Below are 19459 nucleotides of genomic sequence, written 5' to 3'. Positions count from 1 at the left end.
CTTGTCTCGCTTCATACCTACCCCTCGTTGGCACTCCCTCCGGGTGAGTGACAACGGGAGAAACACCAAGCTTATGAGGCTCACATGGCTTTCAAACCGCTGCACGACCGCGTTCTGGTCCGCCGCGTCGAATCCGACGAGAAGACCAAGGGTGGTCTGATCATCCCCGACACCGCCAAGGAGAAGCCCGCCGAGGGCGAGATCGTCTCCGTCGGCGAAGGCGCGCGCAAGGATAGCGGCGAGCTGATCGCGCCGTCGGTCAAGGCCGGCGACAAGATCCTGTTCGGCAAGTGGTCCGGCACCGAGGTCACCCTCGACGGTGAAGAGCTGCTGATCATGAAGGAATCGGACATCCTCGGCATCATGTGAGCGACCGGGCCGCCGTGCCCGTCGCCAAAGCCGAAGATCGATCCCCCCATTCAATTCTAGGAGATTCTCATGGCCGCCAAGGACGTGAAATTCGATACCGACGCCCGCAATCGTATGCTGAAGGGCGTCAACACCCTCGCCAACGCCGTCAAGGTGACGCTGGGCCCCAAGGGCCGCAACGTGGTCCTCGACAAGTCGTTCGGCGCCCCGCGCATCACCAAGGACGGCGTCTCCGTCGCCAAGGAGATCGAACTCGAGGACAAGTTCGAGAACATGGGCGCACAGATGGTGAAGGAAGTCGCTTCCCGCACCAACGACGAGGCCGGTGACGGCACCACGACCGCGACCGTGCTGGCCCAGGCCATCGTGGTCGAGGGTATGAAGTCGGTCGCCGCCGGCATGAACCCGATGGACCTCAAGCGCGGCATCGACCTCGCGACCTCGAAGGTCGTCGAGGCCATCAAGGCCGCCGCCCGCGACGTGTCCGACAGCGACGAAGTCGCCCAGGTCGGCACCATCTCGGCCAATGGCGAAGCCGAGATCGGCCGCCAGATCGCCGACGCGATGCAGAAGGTCGGCAACGAGGGTGTCATCACCGTCGAGGAGAACAAGGGCCTCGAGACCGAGACCGACGTGGTCGAGGGCATGCAGTTCGACCGCGGCTACCTGAGCCCCTACTTCGTGACCAACCCTGACAAGATGACGACCGAGCTGGAGGACGTCATCGTCCTGCTGCACGAGAAGAAGCTCTCGTCGCTGCAGCCGATGGTTCCGCTGCTGGAGCAGGTCATCCAGTCGCAGAAGCCGCTCCTGATCATCGCCGAGGACGTCGAGGGCGAGGCCCTGGCCACGCTCGTCGTCAACAAGCTGCGCGGTGGCCTGAAGATCGCCGCCGTCAAGGCACCGGGCTTCGGCGACCGCCGCAAGGCCATGCTGCAGGACATCGCGATCCTGACCGGTGGCCAGGTGATCTCGGACGATCTCGGCATGAAGCTCGAGAACGTCACGATGGACATGCTGGGTTCCGCCAAGCGCGTCTCGATCACGAAGGACAACACGACCCTCGTGGACGGTGCGGGCGACAAGGCCGAGATCGAGGCGCGCGTCGCCCAGATCCGCGGCCAGATCGAGGAGACCACCTCGGATTACGACCGTGAGAAGCTCCAGGAGCGCGTGGCCAAGCTGGCCGGTGGCGTCGCCGTCATCCGCGTCGGCGGCATGACCGAGGTCGAGGTCAAGGAGCGCAAGGACCGCGTCGACGACGCGCTCAACGCGACCCGTGCGGCCGTTCAGGAAGGCATCGTCGTCGGCGGCGGCGTGGCCCTCGTGCAGGCGGGCAAGGTGCTCGAAGGTCTGACCGGCGACAACTCCGATCAGAATGTCGGCATCACCATCGTCCGCAAGGCGCTGGAAGCCCCGCTGCGCCAGATCGCCGAGAACTCGGGCGTCGACGGCTCGGTCGTGGCCGGCAAGGTCCGCGAGAGCACCGATCCGAAGTTCGGCTTCAATGCGCAGACCGAGGAATATGGCGACATGTTCAAGTTCGGCGTCATCGACCCGGCCAAGGTTGTGCGTCACGCGCTGCAGGACGCGGCCTCGGTCGCCGGTCTGCTGATCACGACGGAAGCCATGGTCGCCGACAAGCCGTCGAAGGACGGCGGCGCGGGCGCCGGTGGCGGCATGCCCGACATGGGCGGCATGGGCGGCATGATGTAAGCCTCCGCGAACGGAACGGAAAAGGGCGTCCTTCGGGGCGCCCTTTTTCTCGTCCGGACGGCTCCCCGTCTCTCGCAGAGGACCGGAGGCCTATGGAGTCCTGCGATCCCACGACCCATGAAGATCTGCGCCGCCGCGATGCTGGTCGCGCTGACAGGGGAGGCCGCGCGGACGACGGCGAGCTACGACATGCTCGTCCACGATGGCTCGGGCCTGGCGATGATCGGCGCGGCGACCGCTGGCGTGTCGACCGCCGCGGGTATCGCGGCCGGGGCTGGCGGCACGCTGGGCACCATCGGCTCGATCCTGATGGCCTCCGCGACGCTCTTGGTGGGAGGGACGGTTCTGGTGGGCGGCGGCGCCTACGAGGCGGTGTGCTTCTTCCAGGTCGAGCGGATCACCGATCCGGGCGATGTGCGCGGCATCCTCGAGAGAGTCGCGGCGAACGACCCCACGGCCGCCATCATCGCGACCGGAGACGGCGACGCGCTCCGGCTCGAGACAGAGGACGGCCCACGCGACTCCTTGCTCGACCGTGTCTGCATCGCGGATGGCGAACTTCTGCATCGTGACCGGCTGCGCAACACCAATCTCGGGCCGATCTTCCTGTCGACCGGGGCCAGCGAATAGCGCGCGGCCGGACCGTGCTCGGCGGCGTGGCCGCCGCTCCCCTATTTGCGCCCGATACCGGCACCACGCTTGCCGCTCCGGGTGCCACTCGCTACCACGCTCCGCAATGACACGAGAGGGGCGCGCATGTACCGGGTCTGGAACTTCCTGACGAATTATTCGCTGCTGCTGATCTTCGGCGCGCTGATCGCCCTGGTCTGGGCCAATACCGATGCCCATTCGTATCACCTGATGGTCGAGTGGCCGCTCTGGTTCAATGACCTGATCGGCTACGACCTGCACCATTGGGAAGTCGCCATGGGCGAGGATGCCGAGCTGTTCGGCCATGCCGAGACGGCGAAGGTCCTGACGGTCCACTACCTTGTCAACGACATCCTCATGGCCTTCTTCTTCGCCATCGCGGGCAAGGAGGTCTGGGAGGCGGTGATCCTCGAAAACGGCTCTCTGCGCGGCAAGAAGGCGGCGACCCCGCTCTTCGCGACGCTGGGCGGCATGATCGGGCCCATCGCGGTCTATCTGGGTCTCGCCGCGATCCTCGGCTCGACCACCTTCGACGCGGTGGCCAACGGCTGGGCGATCCCGACGGCGACCGATATCGCCTTCTCCTACCTCGTGGGCCGGATCGTGTTCGGCGCGGGCCATCCGGCGGTGCGGTTCCTGCTGCTGCTGGCGATCGCGGACGACGCGGCGGGCCTCATCATCCTCGCGGTCTTCTACCCCGAGGGCGAGCTGGCGCCGATCTGGCTGCTCCTGTCGCTCTTCTCGGCGCTGGGGGTGTTCTACCTCTTCAACCGGTTGCCGCGGCGGCTGGATCGCGGCGACCAGCTGCGCCCACGATCGACCTGGGTGCGCCAGAAGCTGTCGTGGTGGCCCTACCTGATCGCGGGCGCGCTGAGCTGGTTCGGCTTCGCGCAGGCCGGCCTGCACCCGGCGCTGGGCCTTCTGCCCATCGTGCCGACGCTGCCCCATGCGGACCGCGCCTTCGGAATCTTCGCCGAGGCCGAGCAGTACCTGACCGACCTTCTGAACCACACCGAGCACCTGCTGAAGCACCCGGTCGAGATCGTGCTCTTCCTCTTCGGTCTGATGAATGCGGGCGTCGAGTTCTCCTCGATCTCGGCGCCGACCTGGCTGGTGCTGGCGGGTCTGATCATCGGCAAACCGTTCGGCGTTCTGCTCTTCGGCTATATCGGGGCGCATACGCTCAAGTTCGGGCTGCCGCAGGGGATGCGGACGGTCGATCTCTTCGTGATCGGCTGCGTGGCGGCGATCGGCTTCACCGTGTCGCTCTTCGTGGCCTCCGTGGCGTTCGATCCGGGGCCGGTACAGGATGCGGCCAAGATGGGCGCGCTTCTGAGCTTTGCGGCCGCGGCGATCAGTATCGTTGCCGGCAAGCTGACGAAGGTCCAGAAACAGCACGGCTGACCCATGCGGGGCGGGGCGCACCGGGGGGAGCGCCCCGGAAACGCCCCGCTTTCTGCGCCCGGCGATCACGTTTCGCGCCACGTTATCGCATTGTTGACGGAAAGCATGGTTACCACATGGGTCAGGGCGGCCCCGTGTCGGGGACGTCGTGTTAACGAATGATTCGGGATCCCGATGATCGAATTCGACAACGTATCCAAGTCCTTCTGGACCGGCGAACGGCGCAAGGTGATCCTCGATCGCGCGTCGTTCCGCGTGGATATGGGACGGTCGGTCGGCATCCTCGCGCCCAACGGCACCGGCAAGACGACGATCATCAACATGATGGCGGGCCTCGAGAAGCCGGACGAGGGCGAGGTGCGCCGCCGCGCCCGCGTGTCCTTTCCGCTGGGCTTCATGGGCGGCATCGTCAACCGCAACACCGCGACCGAGAATGCGCGCTACATCGCGCAGCTCTACGGGCTGGATGCGGATTACGTCGAAGCCTTCTGCCGCTATGTCTGCGGGCTGGAGGAGTATTTCGACATGCCCGTCGGCACCTATAGCCAGGGGATGCGCGCGCGGTTCAGCTTCGCGCTGCTGCTGGCGCTCGATTTCGACATCTACCTCATCGACGAGGGGATGCCCGCGACCACGGATGCCGAGTTCAACCGCAAGGCCGGGTCGATCCTGAAGGACCGCTTGCAGAAGGCGACGGTCGTGATCGTCAGCCATCAGCCCAAGGTGCTCGAGCGGTTCGCGAGTTCGGCGGCTGTCCTGCGCGACGGCAAGCTGCACCAGTTCGACACGCTGGACGAGGCGCGGAGGCTTTACGAATACGATGCCTAAGGCCCGCAAATTCCGCATTCGCCCCGACGCGGGCTTCAACCGCCCCGGCGTCAAGGTGCCCGAGGGCGGCCTTCCCGAAACGGGCGTGACCGTGATCGCACCGGCCGCCAATGACGCCAATCCCGCCGAGGGTGCCGAGCCGACGGGCCGCCAGCTTCGGATGGCGCGACGCATCGCGCAGAAGCACGGCATCAAGGTCGCTTCGGATCACGAGGCGGTCGCGGCGCTGCGCGCGCGCGGCATCGACCCGTTCGAGCGGTCCAACATGCTGGAACTGGTGCCGGGCGAGACCTCGGGCGACGCCGCCGTCCCCGCCATCGCGCGCCCCGCGCCGCTGCCGGCCGAGCCCTCGGCCCAGGTGCTCGACGACCACGCCCGGGCGGGCGAGATCATGGAGATCCAGCGCGACATCATGCGCCGCCGCCGCCGGAAGCTGGCGCTCCTGCTGACGCGGTTGGGCTTCTTCGTGGCCCTGCCGACCTTCATCGCGGGGTTCTACTACTACGTCATCGCGACGCCGATGTTCGCGACCAAGTCCGAATTCATCATCCAGCAGGCCGATACCGCGTCCGCGGGCGCATCTGGGCTAGGCGGTCTCTTCTCGGGGACGGGGCTGGCCACGCAGCAGGACAGCATCTCGGTGCAAGGCTACCTTCTGTCGCGCGACGCGTTCCAGCGGCTCGACCGCGATCTCGGCTTTCGGGCGCATTTCGCGCAACCCGAGATCGACGCGCTTCAGCGGCTGGAGCCGGATGCCAGCTCCGAGGATGCCTACGAGCTTTACGAGCGCATGGTCGAGATCGGCTACGATCCCACCGAGGGCGTCCTCAAGATGGAAGTCGTCGCCGCCGATCCGGACGTCTCGGCCGCCTTCAGCCGCGCGCTGATCGGCTATGCCGAGGAGCAGGTGGACAACCTGACCTCGCGGCTGCGCGACGACCAGATGGCGGGCGCCGAGCAAAGCTTCGCCTCGGCCGAGACCCGAATGCTCGAGGCGCAGACCCGCGTCGTCGACCTGCAGGAACAGCTGGGCGTCGTCTCGGCCGAGGCCGAGGTCTCCAACAGCTACAGCCAGATCGGCGTGATCGAGACCGAGCTTCGGGCCGAACGCCTGCGTCTCGACCAGTTAAACGCCAATGCCCGGCCCAACGCGACTCGCGTGCAGGTGGCCGAGGCCAATATCGCGCGGCTGCAGCAGGAACTGGATGTCCTGCGGTCCAGCCTGACCGATGGCGCGGCGGATGATGCGAGCCTTGCGCGGGTGACGGCCGAGCTGGCCGTGGCGCAACAGGATCTCGTGACGCGGCAGCTTCTCCTGCAGCAGGCTGCCCAGCAGCTCGAGGTCAGCCGCATCGCCGCCAACCGGCAGGTGCGCTATCTCTCGACGCCCGTCCCGCCCGTCCAGCCCGACGAGCCGACCTATCCGCGCGCCTTCGAGAGCACGATCCTCGCCTTCCTGATTTTCTCAGGCATCTACCTGATGATGACGCTGACCGCCGCCATCCTGCGCGAGCAGGTCACCGGCTGATCCGGCGGAGCGGCCGCCCGGGCGGCCACACGGCTCTGGTTCGGGCGAGGGGGATGGCCCCCTCGCGCACCCATCGGCCGATTTAGCGTGCGAAGGGGCCGGTCCGGTTTGCAACCTGCGGTGGTCCCGCTACGTCTTCGGGGAACAAGAACGCCGAGGTCTCGATGAAACCCCACGCCACCGTCACGCCGAACACCTGGGCCTTCCTGCGCGACCCGATGATCGCGCCCACGGGCTTTCGCGAATACGATGCGCGGTGGAAATACCCCGACGAGATCAACCTGCCCGGCGTGACCGCGCTGGGTCTCGGGCTGGGCACCCAGATGCACGCCCGCGGGATCGAGCCGCGGATCGCCGTGGCGAACGATTACCGGGATTATTCGCTGGCCATCAAGCATGCGTTGATCCTCGGGCTGACGCAGGCCGGCATTCATGTTCAGGATATCGGTCCCGCCGTTTCGCCCATGGCGTATTTCGCACAGTTCCACCTCGACGCGCCCGCCGTCGCGATGGTCACGGCGAGCCATAATCCCAATGGTTGGACCGGCGTGAAAATGGGGTTCGAGCGCCCCCTGACCCATGGCCCGGACGAGATGGGCGAATTGCGGGATATCGTGCTGGAGGGTCGGGGCGAGGCCCGGGACGGTGGCCGTTGGGAGCGGGTGGACGGCGTGATGGAGGCCTATATCGACGACCTCGTGGGCGATTTTCGGATGTCGCGCGCGCTCAAGGTGGTCTGTGCGACGGGCAATGGCACGGCCTCGGCCTTCGCGCCCGAGGTGCTGCGCCGGATCGGCGTCGAGGTTGTCCCCAGTCACAACGAGCTCGACTACACCTTCCCGCATTACAACCCCAACCCCGAGGCGATGGAGATGCTGCACGACATGGCGGCATCGGTGAAGGCGTCGGGCGCGGACCTGGCGCTCGGGTTCGATGGCGACGGCGACCGCTGCGGCGTGGTCGACGACGAAGGCGAGGAGATCTTTGCCGATATCGTCGGTGTCATCATGGCGCGCGACCTGAGCGGTCTGCACCCGAACGCGACCTTCGTGGCGGACGTGAAGTCCACGGGCCTCTTCGCCTCCGACCCGGTGCTGCAGGCCAACGGCGCCAAGGCAGACTACTGGAAGACGGGACACAGCCACATGAAGCGGCGTGTCCACGAGATCGGCGCCCTGGCGGGCTTCGAGAAGTCGGGTCACTACTTCCTCGCCGAACCGATCGGGCGCGGCTACGACTGCGGGGCGCGCGTGGCGGTCGAGATCTGCAAGCTGCTCGACCGCAACCCGGACAAGGCCATGTCCGACCTGCGAAAGGCCCTTCCGAAGGTCTGGAATACGCCGACGCTCAGCCCGCATTGCCCCGATACCGAGAAATACGACACGTTGCAGCGGATCGTGGATCGGATCGTGCCCATGGCGGGCGAGGGGACGCTGGGCGGGCGGCGGATCGTCGACGTGGTGACGGTGAACGGCGCGCGGGTGATGCTGGAGAATGGGGCCTGGGGCCTCGTGCGGGCCTCGTCGAACACGCCGAACCTGGTCGTTGTCTGCGAAAGCCCCGAGAGCGAGGCGGAGCTGCGCGCGATCTTCGCCGATCTCGACGCCATCATCCGCGAGGAGCCGAATGTCGGCGACTACGATCAAACGTTCTGATATGCCCGTCCTCCGCGCCCTGATCCTCACCGCCGCACTCCTTGGCGGTCCCGCTGCGGCGCAGGAGGCCCCGGCGCAGCCATCCGGCACGATCTCCACGGCGCAGGACGGAGCGTCGGACGCGGCGATCGACCGCCGGATCGAGGGCATCATCGCCGAGCTCGACGGGTTCGGCGAGGTCACCGTGACCGTCAGCGAGGGCATCGTGACCTTCTCGGGCGAGGTCCTCGACGCGGAGGCCATCGACCGGCTGGACGAGTTGGCCGCGCGGGTGGACGGCGTCGTCGCGATCGAGAACGAGGTGACCGAGAACACCGAGGTCGCAACCCGGCTCGATCCCGTGCTCGACCGCTTCGGCGACCGGATCGCACAGTTCGTGGCCTACCTGCCGCTCCTCCTCGTGGCGATCACGGCGGGGCTGATCGTGATCGCGCTGGGCTGGGCCTTTGCGCGCTGGGACGCGCCGTGGCGCCGGCTCGCCCCGAACGCGTTCATCGCCGACATCTACCGCATGATCCTGCGGCTGGCCTTCGTGCTGGCCGGCGTGGTCGTCGCGCTCGATATCCTCAACGCGACGGCGATCCTGACGGGCCTTCTGGGGGCCGCGGGGATCGTCGGCCTCGCGGTGGGCTTCGCGGTGCGCGACACGGTCGAGAACTTCATCGCCTCGGTGATGCTCTCGCTCCGGCAGCCGTTCCGGCCCAACGACATGGTGGAGATCGAGGGCTCGCTGGGCTCGGTCATCCGCCTCACGAGCCGCGCGACGATCCTGCTCGATCCCGACGGCAACCACCTGCGCCTGCCCAATGCCGTCGTCTTCAAGGCCAAGATCATCAATTACACGCGCAATGCCGCGCGCCGGTTCGGCTTCTCGCTCGGGATCGATCCCAACGACGACCTGGCCGAGGCCAAGCGCATCGGGCTTGCGACGCTTGAAGGGCTCGATTTCGTCCAGGCCGATCCGCCGCCGCAGGTCTGGGTCAAGGAGGCCGGGGACAGCACGATCACGATGGAGTTCTACGGCTGGGTCGATCAGAGCGCGACGAATTTCATGGTCGCGCGGGGCGAGGCACTTCGGATCGTGATGGCGGCTCTGACCCGCGCCAATATCGGCCTTCCCGAGCCGACATATCGCCTGAACCTGACTGGCGGCGGGCTGCCGGTCCTCGATCTGCCCGACCAGGCGGGCCGCGACGGCGAGATCGTGGTGACCGAAGCCGCGCCCGCGCCCGAGCCCGAGGCTCCCGCGCCCGAAGACGTCGCCGCGGACCGGACCATCGAGAGGATGGTCGACGAGGAGCGCCGCGAGGAGGCCCACAAGGACCTGCTGAGCAGGGCGGCGCCCGAGGAATAGCCCGCCCGACGTCTTTGCTCCGCAAAATATGCACGGCGCGCGGGGCGCAGGCGCGTGCGCCGCTGCCGCACGGGCGGTCACCGGGCAAACGGGGGTCCGGGGGGGCGTCCCCCGGCCCGACCTCACATCAGGCGCGGATCGAACGGGTAGCGCGTCAGGTTCTCGACCCCGTCTTCCGTGATCAGCACCTGGTCCTCGAGCTTGATCGAGAAGTCGCCGCCCTCGGGCGAGACCAGCGCTTCGACGCAGAGGGTCATGCCCGGCTCCAACGCGTAGGCGTCGAAGGCGCCGTCGACATGGTGGTCGGGATAGACGATCAGAGGCCACTCGTCGCAGAGCCCGACGCCGTGGATCAGACAGCCGTATTTCTGCGCCTGGAACTCGGGCCTAAGGACATGGGTCCCGAAGGTCAGGTCGCGCAGGGGCACGCCTGGGGCCAGCATCGCCTCGTTCTCGCGGATATGGTCGAGCGCGTGGCGCATGGCGTCGATCATGTCGCCGCGGGCCGGCATGTCACCCATCCACCACGTCCGGCTGAGGTCGGCGCACATGCCGTAGGGCCCCACGAGATCGGTGTCGAAGGCGAGGATCTCGCCCTCGGACACGACGCGGCCACCGCATTCCTGGAACCACGGGTTGGTGCGCGGCCCGGATGTCAGGAGCCGCGTCTCGATCCATTCGCCCCCGCGCCGGATATTGGCGGCGTGCATCTCGGCCCAGATATCGGCCTCGGTGACGCCGCCGCGGGGCACCTCCGCACGGGCGAAGGCCTCCATCTCGGCCATCGCGGCCTCGCAGGACTGGAGGGCACAGCGCATGGCCGCGATCTCGTCGGGGCCTTTCACGCTGCGGGCCTTCTCGGTCGCCTCCTCGCCGGGATGGACCTCGATCCCGGCGGCTTCCAGCGCGCGAAGGGCGTGGATCATGGGCTTGTCGGCCCCGATCCGAAGCGGCGCGCCGCCTTGGGTCAATAGATCGCGGACTTCGGCGGCGAAGGCGGCGGCGGCCTGGGGCAGCCCGTCGCCCCGGTCGAAATAGAAGAGATCCGCGCCGGTCCGCTGTTCGGCCACCAGCGGGTTGAACTCCGACAGGAACATCGCCGGGCGGTAGTCCCAGATGACCATGTGCCCATCGGCCCGGACCAGCACGGCGCGAAACGGGTTATGCGCGTTCCAGAGCTGCATGTTGGTCGAGTCGGTCGCGTAGCGGATGTTGAGCGGATCGAAGAGCAGGAGACCGCCATAGTCCCGCGCCGCACAGGCGGCGATCAGACGGTCGAGGCGATAGCGCCGCATTGTCGGCAGATGCGGCAGCGCCAGGCCCGCCGCCGCCCATTCGGCGAAGGCCAGCGGGGTCGGCCCGATCTCGACCCGGTCCTGATTGTTGGGGGTGCCGTCGCCCAGCGTCGTGCCGCGGGACGGGTCGATCTTGCGACTGTCGCGATAGTGGTCCTTCATGATGCAGACCGTCGGGCTCTGCGGACCCGCCGTCGCGCCCGCAACCGACGCCGGGAATGTCGCTTTGGAGATCACCCAATCCGTGCTGCCGCATACGCCCTGGGCCGATCCGGCGCTGTCGCGGATGCCGGGCATGCGGCCGGTGACCGAGGGGTCGTGGATCATCGTCGACGAGGTCTACGGCGCGCAGTTGGCCGAGAAGGCGCGGCTGATGACCGAACGCCGGGACCAGGTGCTGATGGCGGAGCCGGGCGCGGAGGCGGCCGAGGCGGAGTGCCTCGACGCAGTGCTCGCCGCACTGCCGCCGGGCTTCGCCCGCGAAGGCCGCGTGGTGCGCCGCCCCGACGGGTTCCGCGTGTCTCTGGACGGCGCACCGCTCGAAGTCGCCTCGCGTCTGGTGCAGGAAGATCTGCTGCTGCTCGACCGGCGGGGGGCGGAGCACGTGCTGATCGCCGGACTTCTGTGTTTCCCGGCCCATTGGACCCTCGCCGAGAAGATCGGGCGTCCGCTCGTTCGCATCCACGCGCCGGTGCCCGAATACGATGCCGACCTGGCCCGGCGGGTGCAGCGCCTGTTCGACCGCGCGGTCCCCGGCCGCCCGATGTGGCGCGCCAACGTCCTGCCCCATGCCGAGGCCGTGCTTCACCGGCCGCGGGCCGAAGCGGCGGCGCCCGAGGCCCCCGAGACGGCGCGCTATGTCCGCTCGGAACGCCAGACGGTGCTGCGCCTGCCGCGGACGGGCGCCGTGCTCTTCGCGGTGCATACGTGGATCGTGCCGCTGGCCCGGCTCACGCCGGCGCAGCGGGCCGGCTGCCCCGTCGGCTGATCGCCTCGACCGCGAGGAGGGCCGCGAGGCCCGCCCCGACCCCGGCGCAGAGCGCGAAGCCCCCGCCTTCGAAGACGGGCCGGAAGCCCGCGGCCCCGGCGACCACGGCCAGATAGGTGACGGCGGTGTTCAGACCCAGCACCGCGCCCTTCTGCGCGCCGCCCGCCTGCGTCAGTCGCCCGACCAGCAGCCCGAGGCCCAGATGGTTCGCCAACCCCCAGGCGAAGAAGGCCGGGACCAGCGTCCAGAGCGATCCAGCGCCCCCTGCCAGCGCCAGAAGCGACAGCGCCACCGCGCCGAAGACCCAGGGTCCTGCGCCGCCATAGCCGTGCCGGTCGAGCCAGGGATCGAACCGCCCCGCGAGGCCGAAGCCGATGCCATAGGCCAGCACCGGCAGCGCGCCCCAGAGCGTCGGCACGCCGATCCGCTCGAAATGTGCGCCAAGGAAGGAATAGGTGCCGTAGAAGGCCGTCATCATCGCCGCCTGCGCCAAAAGGCCGCGCGCCACGCCGGGCCGGGGCAGGGCGCTCCAGGGCGGGGTGACCGGGCCGCCCGGCCGGTTGGGCAGCCGCACGAGCGCCAGACTGCCCGCGCCGAGTGCCGCCAGCGCGAAGACCGCCCGCCAATGCACCAGATCGGCCAGCACCGCCGACAGTGTGACGCCGAACACCATCGCCAGCGTCCATCCCGTCAGCACTCGGCCCAGCGCCTCGGCGGCGCGGCCCGGCGGTGCGAGTTCGGCGGCGAGCGCGTAGGCAGCGGGCAGGGCGACGCCCGAAGCCAGTCCGGCGATGGCCTGTCCGGCCACGAGCCAGCCGAAGCTCGGTGCCGCGCCGCAGAGCAGCAGGCCCAGCGTCAGCGCCGCGAAGGCGAGCCGGATCGCGCGGGCCGCGCCGATCCGGTCGATCCACGGCGCGAGGACCAGCGCCGAGAGCGCCGTGACCGCGCCGAACCCCGCCGCCGCGAGCATGACATCCGCCGCCGGTCGCCCGAGTGCTGCGCCCACGGATGGCGAGACCGGCCCCAGCACGAGGGAGTTCGCGCCGATCACGCCGACGGCGGCCATCAGAAGGTTCAGGTTGCGGTTCATCGCCATCTCCTCGATCTTGGTCCGGTTCCGGGGCTATCGGGGCGGATGATATACGGGAAGGCTGCGATATGGCCGATGGCGAAGAAACGGAGGAGGTTCGGCCCGCACGTCCGGCAGGCCGGGGTCTGGACGCGATCGACCGAAGAATATCCGGCGCGCTGGCCGGGGACGCGACACTGTCCTACGCCGCCCTGTCCGAGCGAGTCGGGCTGTCGGCGGCCGCGGTCCACGAGCGGGTGCGGCGTCTGCGGGCCTCGGGCGCGATCCGGGGCACGACGGCCGATCTCGACGGGGCGGCGATGGGCAAGCCGATGCTGGCGTTCGTCCATGTCGAGACGACGGGCTGGGGCAAGACGCGCGCGCTAACCGAACTGGCGGATCTGCCGGAGCTGGAGGAGATCCACTCGGCCACGGGCGATGCCTGCATCATCCTGAAGGTCCGGGTGGCGTCCTCGGACGCGCTCGAGGGGTTCCTGTCGCGGGTCTACGACCTGCAGGGCGTGCAGCGGACGCGGACGTTCCTCGCACTCTCGACCTATCTGGAGCGGGGCGTGCAGGCGGGCGTCACCGATGCGCTCGCCGCCGAGGACCACATCCGCGACTGACCGTCAGGGCGCCGCGAAATGCTTCGAGAGCTTCAGGCCTTGGCCTTGGTAGTTCGACGCGATGCCTTGCCCGTAGAGCTGTGCGGGCACCTCGGACATCCCCTCGTAGATCAGGCGTCCGACAATCTGGCCGTCTTCCAGCACGAAAGGCGCCTCGTGGCAGCGCACTTCGAGGACGCCGCGCGCGGGCGTGCCATGGCCGAAGCCCGGATCGAAGAAGCCCGCGTAATGCACGCGGAATTCGCCCACCATCGCGAGGTATGGCGCCATCTCGGCGGCATGAGTCGGCGGGATCGTGACCGCCTCGCGGCTGACGAGGATGTAGAAGGCGCCGGGGTCGAGGATGATGCGGCGATCGGTGGTGCGGATCGCCTCCCAGTAGTCGCGGGGCGCGTAGTGGCCCAGCCGGTCGAGGTCGATCACGCCGGTATGGGGCTTGGCGCGCCAGCCGACGAGATCGCCCTCGCCGGGCGTCAGGTCGACCGAGAAGCCGAGGCCGTCGTCGATCACGGGCGTCCCGTCGGTCAGCGGGACCTGCGCATGGAGGGCGCGCAGCGCGTCGTCGTCCAGCGCCGCCTCGCCCGCGCGGAAGCGGATCTGGTTGAGGCGCATGCCGGGGCGCACGAGGACCGAGAAGCTGCGCGGGCAAATCTCGGCATAGAGCGGGCCGTCATAGGCGGGCGGGATGCGGTCGAACTCGGTCCCGCCATCGGTGACCGTGCGGGTCAGGAGGTCTAGGCGCCCCGTCGAGGACTTGGCGTTGGCGACTGCCGAAAGACCGGGGGGCAGCGTCAGCGATTCCTGCAAGGGCACGAGATAGACCGCGCCTTTTTCCAGAACGGCGCCGTCCGATAGGTCGATGCGGTGCATCTCGAATTCGGGGAGGCGGTCGGCGAGGCGCCGTCCGGCACCCGGCAGGAACGAGGCGCGGACGCGGTAGGCGACGTCGCCGAGGCGAAGGTCGAGGGAGGCGGGCTGGACCTGCCCGTCGACCAGCGGCGGGGCCGTGATCGCGCCGTGGGCCAGCATGGCTTCGATCTGCTGACTGGCGAGCACGCCGGGCGCGTCGGTCATATGCGGTCCCCCTGATATGCGAAACGCCCCGTCGCGGGACGGAGCGTTCTGCAAGCACCCCGAGAGGTGCGCTTGGTCGGGCTAGCAGGACTCGAACCTGCGACCTTCCGTCCCCCAGACGGACGCGCTACCAGGCTGCGCCATAGCCCGACTGGCGCCCTACATACGGAACTCGCACGGGGGCGCAAGCGGCAAAATCCGGTCATCTCAGGCGTCCAGCTCGTCCTCGATCTCCTCGACGAGACCGCGCAGCTTGCGGATCACGCGGCGCATCCGGCGCGCGTTGGAGGCGTCGATCCCGGTCGCTGCGCGCGCAAGCCGCAAGGCGGCCAGCGTCGGCGGAGGTGCGGCGGCGTCGATCATCGGGATCTCCATCGCGGGCGGTGCCGCGTCGGGCTCGGGGCGGTCGGGTTGCGGCGCGGCCTCGGCCACGTCGGGCAGGTCGACCTCCGGCATGTCGGGCGAGGGGCCGTCGGGGACCGGGCCGACGCCGTCGGGCGCGATGGGCTCGGCATCCTCGTCCGGGGAAGCGGGGTCGAGCGCGTCGCCAGGGGCGGCGGTGTCCTCGGGGGTCGGGGGGGCGGGCTGATCCGGTCCGGCGGGCAGCGTGATGCGGTCCGCGGGCTGCGGGCGCGCGGTGTCGGTCCCTGGTGCTTCGACCGGATCGGCCTCGGGCCGGTCGGCCTGGGTCGCATCGACGGGCGTGTCGGGGGCGGCGGGGCTCTTGGTCTTGCGGTCGAAGGGCACGACGCGGGGCGCGGTGCTCTCGGCCTCGCCGTTGCGGATGACCTTGCGGGTGCGCTGGACGGGCTGCTCGGGCATCTCCAGCTCGGGCGAGAGCGCCATCACCGGCTCGACCCCGTCATCGTCGATCTTCTGGCCCACGCCGCGGATCGTGAGGCCGCGATCGTGCAAGAGGACCTTGATGCCGCCCAGAAGACGCATGTCCTCCGGGCGGTAGTAGCGGCGCCCGCCCGCGCCTTTCACGGGCGCGATCTGTTCGAACTTCGACTCCCAGAAGCGCAGCACATGCGTCGGGACGGTCAGCCAGTCGGCGACCTCGCGGATGGTGCGAAAGGCCCCATCCGCCTTCTCGGGAGGTTTGGCCAAGTTCAGGCCTGCTCGAGCTCGGCGTTGCCGGCCGCGACACGGTCCTTCATCAGGTGCGACGGCCGAAAGGTCAGGACGCGGCGGGGCGGGATTGGGGCCTCCTCGCCGGTCTTCGGATTGCGGCCGACACGGGCGGCCTTGTCGCGGCACGAGAACGTGCCGAAGCCCGAGATCTTGACCTGTTCGCCGCCCACGAGGGCATCCGACATGTGTTGCAGGACCGACGAGACGAGGTTCGCGCTTTCGTTGCGCGACAGGCCGACGTCCCGAAAGACGGCCTCGCTCAGGTCCATTCGGGTCAGGGTCTTTCCGGTCATGTTTGCTCCGGTTCGTCTTTTGGATTGGTCGTCCGCGGACAGATTGGAGCGCGCCGGAAATAGTGTCAATGACAAGGGCTTGCGCCGAGAAGTTCATCTGCGGCGAACCGCGCAGGAACGAACATGGAACGCCGTTGCGGGGTCTGGGCTTAGGCTACCAGCGCAGCGCGACGGCCCCCCAGGCGAGACCGCCGCCGATCGCCTCGGTCACGACCAGATCGCCCTCGGAGACCTGCCCGCTGGCCTTGGCCACGGACATCGCGAGGGGAATCGATGCCGCCGAGGTGTTGCCGTGGTCCTGAACGGTGACGACGACCTTCTCCATCGGCAGGTCGAGCTTCTGGGCGGTGCGGCTGATGATGCGGATATTGGCCTGGTGCGGGATCACGCAATCGACGTCGCCCACAGTCACGCCCGCCCGGTCGAGCACGTCGATGGTCGAGCGGGCGAGCTTTTCGACGGCGTGGCGGAAGACTTCCTTGCCGGCCATCATGAGATGACCGGTGGATTGCGACGCGGAGACGCCGCCCGACACCTTGAGGATGTCGCGGTGGCGTCCGTCGCTATGGAGGTCGGTCGCGAGGATGCCGCGATCGGACGCGGTGCCCGTGCCCTCGGTCGCCTCGAGGATCACCGCGCCAGCGCCATCGCCGAAGAGGACGCAGGTCGTGCGATCCTCCCAGTTCATGATCCGGCTGAAGGTTTCGGCGCCGATCACCAAAACGCGCCTGGCCTGACCCGAGAGGATCAGGGCGTTGGCGTTCGACAGCGCGTAGACGAAGCCCGCGCAGACGGCCTGGACGTCGAAGGCGAAGCCGCGGGTCATGCCCAGCCGCTCCTGCACGATGGTCGCGGTGGCCGGAAAGGTCAGGTCGGGGGTCGAGGTCGCGAGGATGATCGTGTCGATATCGTCGGGCTGCATCCCGGCATCGGCCAGCGCGCCCTCGGCCGCGCGGGTGGCGAGGTCCGAAGTCGTCTGCCCCTCGGCGGCGAAGTGGCGGCGCTCGATGCCGGAGCGGGACTTGATCCACTCGTCCGAGGTGTCGAGGAAGGTGGTGAACCAGTCGTTCTCGACGACCCGCTCGGGGAGGTAATGGCCGACACCGCGGATCACCGCTCGGGTCACGCTTGCCGTCATGCCTGATCCTCGTCCTGAAGGCCGGTGGCCGTGTCGAGCCGGGCCTTGAGCTTCTCGCTGAACCCCGAGGTCGACAGGTCCCAGGCCAGCGCGATGGCCGAGGCGACGCCGGTCTCGTCCGCCGAACCGTGGGATTTGACGACCGTGCCGTTGAGCCCGAGGAACACGCCCCCGTTGACGCGGCGCGGGTCGATCCGGGCGGCGAGCCGCTTGAGCGACGTCATCGCCAGAAGGGCCGCGATCTTCGAGAGCGGCGTGGCGCGGAACGCCTCGGACAGCATGTCGCGCACGAACTTGGCCGTGCCCTCGCCGGTCTTGAGCGCGACGTTGCCCGTGAAGCCGTCGGTGACGATCACGTCGACGCGGTCCGATGGGATGTCGCCGCCCTCGACGAAGCCGACGAACTCGAAGCGGTTGGCATCGGCCAGCGCCTCGATCAGGTCATGCGCCTCGCGCAGCTCCGAGCGGCCCTTGTGCTCCTCGGTGCCGACGTTCAGGAGGCCGACCCGCGGCCGGTCGAGGCCCAGCGCGTTGCGGGCGTAGGACGTGCCCATCAGCGCGTATTGGAGAAGATCGTCGGCATCGGCGCGGATATCGGCGCCCATGTCGAGCATCACGTTGAAGCCCTTGGGATTGCGCGACGGCCAGAAGATCGCGATGGCGGGCCGGTTGACGCCCGGCAGCTTGCGCAGCCGGATCATCGCCACGGCCATCAGCGCGCCGGTGTTGCCGCAGGAGACGCAGACCGTCGCCTCGCCCGAGCGGACCGACTCGATCGCGGACCACATCGAGGTGTCCTTGCCGTTGCGCATGACCTGCGCGGGCTTGTCGTCCATCGTGACGACGCCTTCCGCGTGGCGGGTGGTGCAGTGATCCGACAGGCCGCGCCGCTTGGCGATCAGCGCATCGAGGGCGGGCTTGTCGCCGTGTACGACGAAGCGGATGGCGGGGATGAGCTTGACCGCGCGGGCCATGCCCGCGACGACCGCCTCGGGTCCGAGGTCACCGCCCATCGCGTCGATCGACAGCACGCCGCCGGGCGTCGACCCGGCATCGGCCACGGAGGGCTTGGAAACGGAGGCGCCGCCGGTCTCATCCGACATGATGCGCCTCCCTCATGCGATACGCTCGCCGCTCAGGCGACGTCGTCGTCCAGCTCGACCGCGTCGGCCGCGATGACTTCGCGGTCCGCGTAATGGCCGCAGGCGCCGCACACGTGATGCGGACGCTTGAGCTCGCCACAGTTCGGGCATTCGGCCGGATTGCCCGGCGTCAGGCTGTCGTGGGAGCGGCGGTTGTTGCGGCGGGAAGGGGTGACCTTGTTCTGCGGAACGGCCATGTCTCAACCTCGGATCGTGTTTGGGGCCGCGCGCGTGGCTGCGTCCCGCAGGTGTCAATAAATCTTCGGGCGGTCCCTAGTCCCTTCGGGGGCAGGGGTCCAGCCATTTCGCGGCCCGTGTGGGCGGAAGGCGCCTCATAGCGAGATTCGACCGGGATGCAAGCCGGACACGGGGGCCTTCACGGACGATCACCCAACTGTGCGCGAACTCACAGGAACTTCGCCGCGCGATGGTTGGTTGTGCATGCAACCGGATCGAAAGGAAACGACATGACCCGCATCAAGGCCCTCGCCGCCGTCCTCGCCGTCGCCATCATCGCCGGCGGCACCACCGCCGCCGTCACCGCGCAGACCACGCCCAACAGCCACCTGCATCCCGACCGCCTGGCCGAGCTTCAGCAGATGATGGCACAGTAGCCCGTCACTCGTCCTTGGGGCCGCCCAGCTTGTCCCGGAGCGCCGCGAGCCCCGCGAAAGGCTTGACGCTCTCCTCGGTCAGGGGTTCGGCCCCCGGCGGCGCGGCGGTCAGGTCGATATCCTCGGCCCCCTCGGCGCGCGGGAAGTCGGGCACCGCCAGCGCCAACACCTCCTCCAGAAGATCGCCCGCATCGAGAACGGCGGGCAGCGGCTCCACGTTCTCGTCTTCGGTCATCTCGATCTCCTCCTCTGTCACCTCGGCCATGTCGGGCGTGTAGCGGCGGACGACATCCTCCTCGATCCGCGTTGTCACCGGATCCGTCGTCACCCGGCAGGGCTGGACGACCGTCGCCCCCAGATGCCCCTTCAAAAGCCAGTCGCGCCCCCCGTCGGGCGCCAGCACCGCCTCGAACCGGACCTTGCGGAACGCGTCGACGCCCAGCCGGTCGGCCAGGGTCTCGAGTTCTCCGGCGTCGGGGACGAGCCGGATCGCGGTGGGCTTTCGCTGGGGCAGCTCCGCGAGGCGGAGGGGGTGGGACAGGACGGGTCTCATGACGGGTCTCCGGGGCGGACTTGATGCA

20 protein-coding genes and 1 tRNA gene are annotated in these 19459 nt (G+C 68.8%); 11 read left to right on the top strand and 10 right to left on the bottom strand.

Translation table 11 applies throughout. From position 1 onward, the window contains the following. The first annotated feature begins 84 nt into the window (after positions 1-84). From ACK8OR_RS05680 to ACK8OR_RS05645, 8 genes are all read left to right on the top strand, one after another. Entirely contained in the window at positions 85-369 is a 285-nt protein-coding gene (locus ACK8OR_RS05680) for a co-chaperone GroES (RefSeq protein ID WP_298433745.1), read from the top strand. Between the two features lie 69 nt (positions 370-438). Next, positions 439-2085, top strand: a complete 1647-nt coding sequence (groL, locus tag ACK8OR_RS05675) for a chaperonin GroEL (RefSeq protein WP_410188453.1) — start codon at positions 439-441, stop codon at positions 2083-2085. Between the two features lie 117 nt (positions 2086-2202). Next, positions 2203-2715, top strand: a complete 513-nt coding sequence (locus ACK8OR_RS05670) for a hypothetical protein (RefSeq protein ID WP_410188452.1) — start codon at positions 2203-2205, stop codon at positions 2713-2715. A 126-nt stretch (positions 2716-2841) separates the two neighbouring features. After that, a complete protein-coding gene (locus ACK8OR_RS05665) occupies positions 2842-4140 on the top strand; it encodes a Na+/H+ antiporter NhaA (RefSeq protein ID WP_410188451.1) in 1299 nt (432 codons plus the stop codon). A 174-nt stretch (positions 4141-4314) separates the two neighbouring features. Next, a complete protein-coding gene (locus ACK8OR_RS05660) occupies positions 4315-4968 on the top strand; it encodes an ABC transporter ATP-binding protein (RefSeq protein WP_410188450.1) in 654 nt (217 codons plus the stop codon). Continuing rightward, entirely contained in the window at positions 4961-6496 is a 1536-nt protein-coding gene (locus ACK8OR_RS05655) for a capsule biosynthesis protein (RefSeq protein WP_410188449.1), read from the top strand. Before ACK8OR_RS05660 ends, ACK8OR_RS05655 begins: the two co-directional genes overlap by 8 nt. 164 nt (positions 6497-6660) lie before the next feature. After that, on the top strand, positions 6661-8151 hold the full coding sequence (locus tag ACK8OR_RS05650; RefSeq protein ID WP_410188448.1) for a phosphomannomutase/phosphoglucomutase: 1491 nt from the start codon (positions 6661-6663) through the stop codon (positions 8149-8151). Between the two features lies 1 nt (position 8152). Beyond that, the gene (locus tag ACK8OR_RS05645; RefSeq protein WP_410188447.1) at positions 8153-9505 is read left to right on the top strand and encodes a mechanosensitive ion channel domain-containing protein; all 1353 of its coding nucleotides are present in this window, start codon (positions 8153-8155) and stop codon (positions 9503-9505) included. 122 nt (positions 9506-9627) lie between these two features. Here the strand turns inward: ACK8OR_RS05645 and dddP are convergent, their stop codons facing one another. Continuing rightward, on the bottom strand, positions 9628-10962 hold the full coding sequence (dddP, locus tag ACK8OR_RS05640; protein WP_410188446.1) for a dimethylsulfonioproprionate lyase DddP: 1335 nt from the start codon (positions 10960-10962) through the stop codon (positions 9628-9630). Between dddP and ACK8OR_RS05635 the strand changes: the two genes are divergently transcribed. Continuing rightward, positions 10961-11788: a heme-dependent oxidative N-demethylase family protein gene (locus ACK8OR_RS05635; RefSeq protein ID WP_410188445.1), complete on the top strand. Its 828-nt coding sequence runs from the start codon at positions 10961-10963 to the stop codon at positions 11786-11788. The genes dddP and ACK8OR_RS05635 overlap by 2 nt on opposite strands. Here ACK8OR_RS05635 and ACK8OR_RS05630 read toward each other — a convergent pair. After that, positions 11751-12878 carry an MFS transporter gene (locus tag ACK8OR_RS05630; protein WP_410188444.1) on the bottom strand — a complete coding sequence of 376 codons (1128 nt, stop codon included), beginning with the start codon at positions 12876-12878 and terminating at the stop codon, positions 11751-11753. The genes ACK8OR_RS05635 and ACK8OR_RS05630 overlap by 38 nt on opposite strands. Positions 12879-12946: 68 nt before the next feature. On the opposite strand from ACK8OR_RS05630, the gene ACK8OR_RS05625 reads away from it, so the two are divergent. Beyond that, positions 12947-13483 (top strand): Lrp/AsnC family transcriptional regulator, encoded by a 537-nt coding sequence (locus ACK8OR_RS05625; protein WP_410188443.1) that lies wholly within the window; start codon positions 12947-12949, stop codon positions 13481-13483. A 3-nt stretch (positions 13484-13486) separates the two neighbouring features. Here the strand turns inward: ACK8OR_RS05625 and ACK8OR_RS05620 are convergent, their stop codons facing one another. The 7 genes from ACK8OR_RS05620 to rpmF all read right to left on the bottom strand — a co-directional run bounded on the left by ACK8OR_RS05620 (position 13487) and on the right by rpmF (position 18461). Beyond that, entirely contained in the window at positions 13487-14557 is a 1071-nt protein-coding gene (locus tag ACK8OR_RS05620) for a 2'-deoxycytidine 5'-triphosphate deaminase (RefSeq protein WP_410188442.1), read from the bottom strand. A gap of 73 nt (positions 14558-14630) precedes the next feature. Beyond that, positions 14631-14707: transfer RNA gene (locus ACK8OR_RS05615), tRNA-Pro, on the bottom strand. A 57-nt stretch (positions 14708-14764) separates the two neighbouring features. Next, the gene (locus tag ACK8OR_RS05610) at positions 14765-15667 is read right to left on the bottom strand and encodes a MerR family transcriptional regulator (RefSeq protein WP_410188441.1); all 903 of its coding nucleotides are present in this window, start codon (positions 15665-15667) and stop codon (positions 14765-14767) included. Between the two features lie 2 nt (positions 15668-15669). After that, positions 15670-15984 (bottom strand): integration host factor subunit alpha, encoded by a 315-nt coding sequence (gene ihfA, locus ACK8OR_RS05605; protein WP_410188440.1) that lies wholly within the window; start codon positions 15982-15984, stop codon positions 15670-15672. Positions 15985-16138: 154 nt separating this feature from the next. Next, the gene (locus ACK8OR_RS05600; RefSeq protein WP_410188439.1) at positions 16139-17122 is read right to left on the bottom strand and encodes a beta-ketoacyl-ACP synthase III; all 984 of its coding nucleotides are present in this window, start codon (positions 17120-17122) and stop codon (positions 16139-16141) included. Continuing rightward, positions 17119-18225, bottom strand: coding sequence for a phosphate acyltransferase PlsX (gene plsX / locus ACK8OR_RS05595; protein ID WP_410188438.1), 1107 nt, complete (start codon positions 18223-18225; stop codon positions 17119-17121). The genes ACK8OR_RS05600 and plsX overlap by 4 nt, the downstream gene beginning before the upstream one ends. A gap of 32 nt (positions 18226-18257) precedes the next feature. Continuing rightward, the gene (gene rpmF, locus ACK8OR_RS05590) at positions 18258-18461 is read right to left on the bottom strand and encodes a 50S ribosomal protein L32 (RefSeq protein WP_298433693.1); all 204 of its coding nucleotides are present in this window, start codon (positions 18459-18461) and stop codon (positions 18258-18260) included. 270 nt (positions 18462-18731) lie between these two features. On the opposite strand from rpmF, the gene ACK8OR_RS05585 reads away from it, so the two are divergent. Further along, positions 18732-18878 (top strand): hypothetical protein, encoded by a 147-nt coding sequence (locus ACK8OR_RS05585; RefSeq protein WP_410188437.1) that lies wholly within the window; start codon positions 18732-18734, stop codon positions 18876-18878. Positions 18879-18882: 4 nt separating this feature from the next. Here ACK8OR_RS05585 and ACK8OR_RS05580 read toward each other — a convergent pair whose 3' ends face one another. Continuing rightward, entirely contained in the window at positions 18883-19431 is a 549-nt protein-coding gene (locus ACK8OR_RS05580) for a YceD family protein (protein ID WP_410188436.1), read from the bottom strand. Positions 19432-19459 lie beyond the last annotated feature (28 nt).

Source organism: Jannaschia halovivens, from assembly GCF_046452375.1.
Lineage (GTDB): Bacteria > Pseudomonadota > Alphaproteobacteria > Rhodobacterales > Rhodobacteraceae > Jannaschia > Jannaschia halovivens.
This window is presented reverse-complemented; position numbering and strand designations above follow the sequence as displayed.

Excerpts from the sequence above, each read along its gene's own strand:
- ACK8OR_RS05680 (WP_298433745.1), top strand. The coding sequence starts at position 85 with ATGGCTTTCAAACCGCTGCACGACCGCGTTCTGGTCCGCCGCGTCGAA.
- groL (WP_410188453.1), top strand. The coding sequence starts at position 439 with ATGGCCGCCAAGGACGTGAAATTCGATACCGACGCCCGCAATCGTATG.
- ACK8OR_RS05670 (WP_410188452.1), top strand. The coding sequence starts at position 2,203 with ATGAAGATCTGCGCCGCCGCGATGCTGGTCGCGCTGACAGGGGAGGCC.
- ACK8OR_RS05665 (WP_410188451.1), top strand. The coding sequence starts at position 2,842 with ATGTACCGGGTCTGGAACTTCCTGACGAATTATTCGCTGCTGCTGATC.
- ACK8OR_RS05660 (WP_410188450.1), top strand. The coding sequence starts at position 4,315 with ATGATCGAATTCGACAACGTATCCAAGTCCTTCTGGACCGGCGAACGG.
- ACK8OR_RS05655 (WP_410188449.1), top strand. The coding sequence starts at position 4,961 with ATGCCTAAGGCCCGCAAATTCCGCATTCGCCCCGACGCGGGCTTCAAC.
- ACK8OR_RS05650 (WP_410188448.1), top strand. The coding sequence starts at position 6,661 with ATGAAACCCCACGCCACCGTCACGCCGAACACCTGGGCCTTCCTGCGC.
- ACK8OR_RS05645 (WP_410188447.1), top strand. The coding sequence starts at position 8,153 with ATGCCCGTCCTCCGCGCCCTGATCCTCACCGCCGCACTCCTTGGCGGT.
- ACK8OR_RS05635 (WP_410188445.1), top strand. The coding sequence starts at position 10,961 with ATGATGCAGACCGTCGGGCTCTGCGGACCCGCCGTCGCGCCCGCAACC.
- dddP (WP_410188446.1), bottom strand. The coding sequence starts at position 10,962 with ATGAAGGACCACTATCGCGACAGTCGCAAGATCGACCCGTCCCGCGGC.
- ACK8OR_RS05630 (WP_410188444.1), bottom strand. The coding sequence starts at position 12,878 with ATGAACCGCAACCTGAACCTTCTGATGGCCGCCGTCGGCGTGATCGGC.
- ACK8OR_RS05625 (WP_410188443.1), top strand. The coding sequence starts at position 12,947 with ATGGCCGATGGCGAAGAAACGGAGGAGGTTCGGCCCGCACGTCCGGCA.
- ACK8OR_RS05620 (WP_410188442.1), bottom strand. The coding sequence starts at position 14,557 with ATGACCGACGCGCCCGGCGTGCTCGCCAGTCAGCAGATCGAAGCCATG.
- ihfA (WP_410188440.1), bottom strand. The coding sequence starts at position 15,984 with ATGACCGGAAAGACCCTGACCCGAATGGACCTGAGCGAGGCCGTCTTT.
- ACK8OR_RS05600 (WP_410188439.1), bottom strand. The coding sequence starts at position 17,122 with ATGACGGCAAGCGTGACCCGAGCGGTGATCCGCGGTGTCGGCCATTAC.
- plsX (WP_410188438.1), bottom strand. The coding sequence starts at position 18,225 with ATGTCGGATGAGACCGGCGGCGCCTCCGTTTCCAAGCCCTCCGTGGCC.
- rpmF (WP_298433693.1), bottom strand. The coding sequence starts at position 18,461 with ATGGCCGTTCCGCAGAACAAGGTCACCCCTTCCCGCCGCAACAACCGC.
- ACK8OR_RS05585 (WP_410188437.1), top strand. The coding sequence starts at position 18,732 with ATGACCCGCATCAAGGCCCTCGCCGCCGTCCTCGCCGTCGCCATCATC.
- ACK8OR_RS05580 (WP_410188436.1), bottom strand. The coding sequence starts at position 19,431 with ATGAGACCCGTCCTGTCCCACCCCCTCCGCCTCGCGGAGCTGCCCCAG.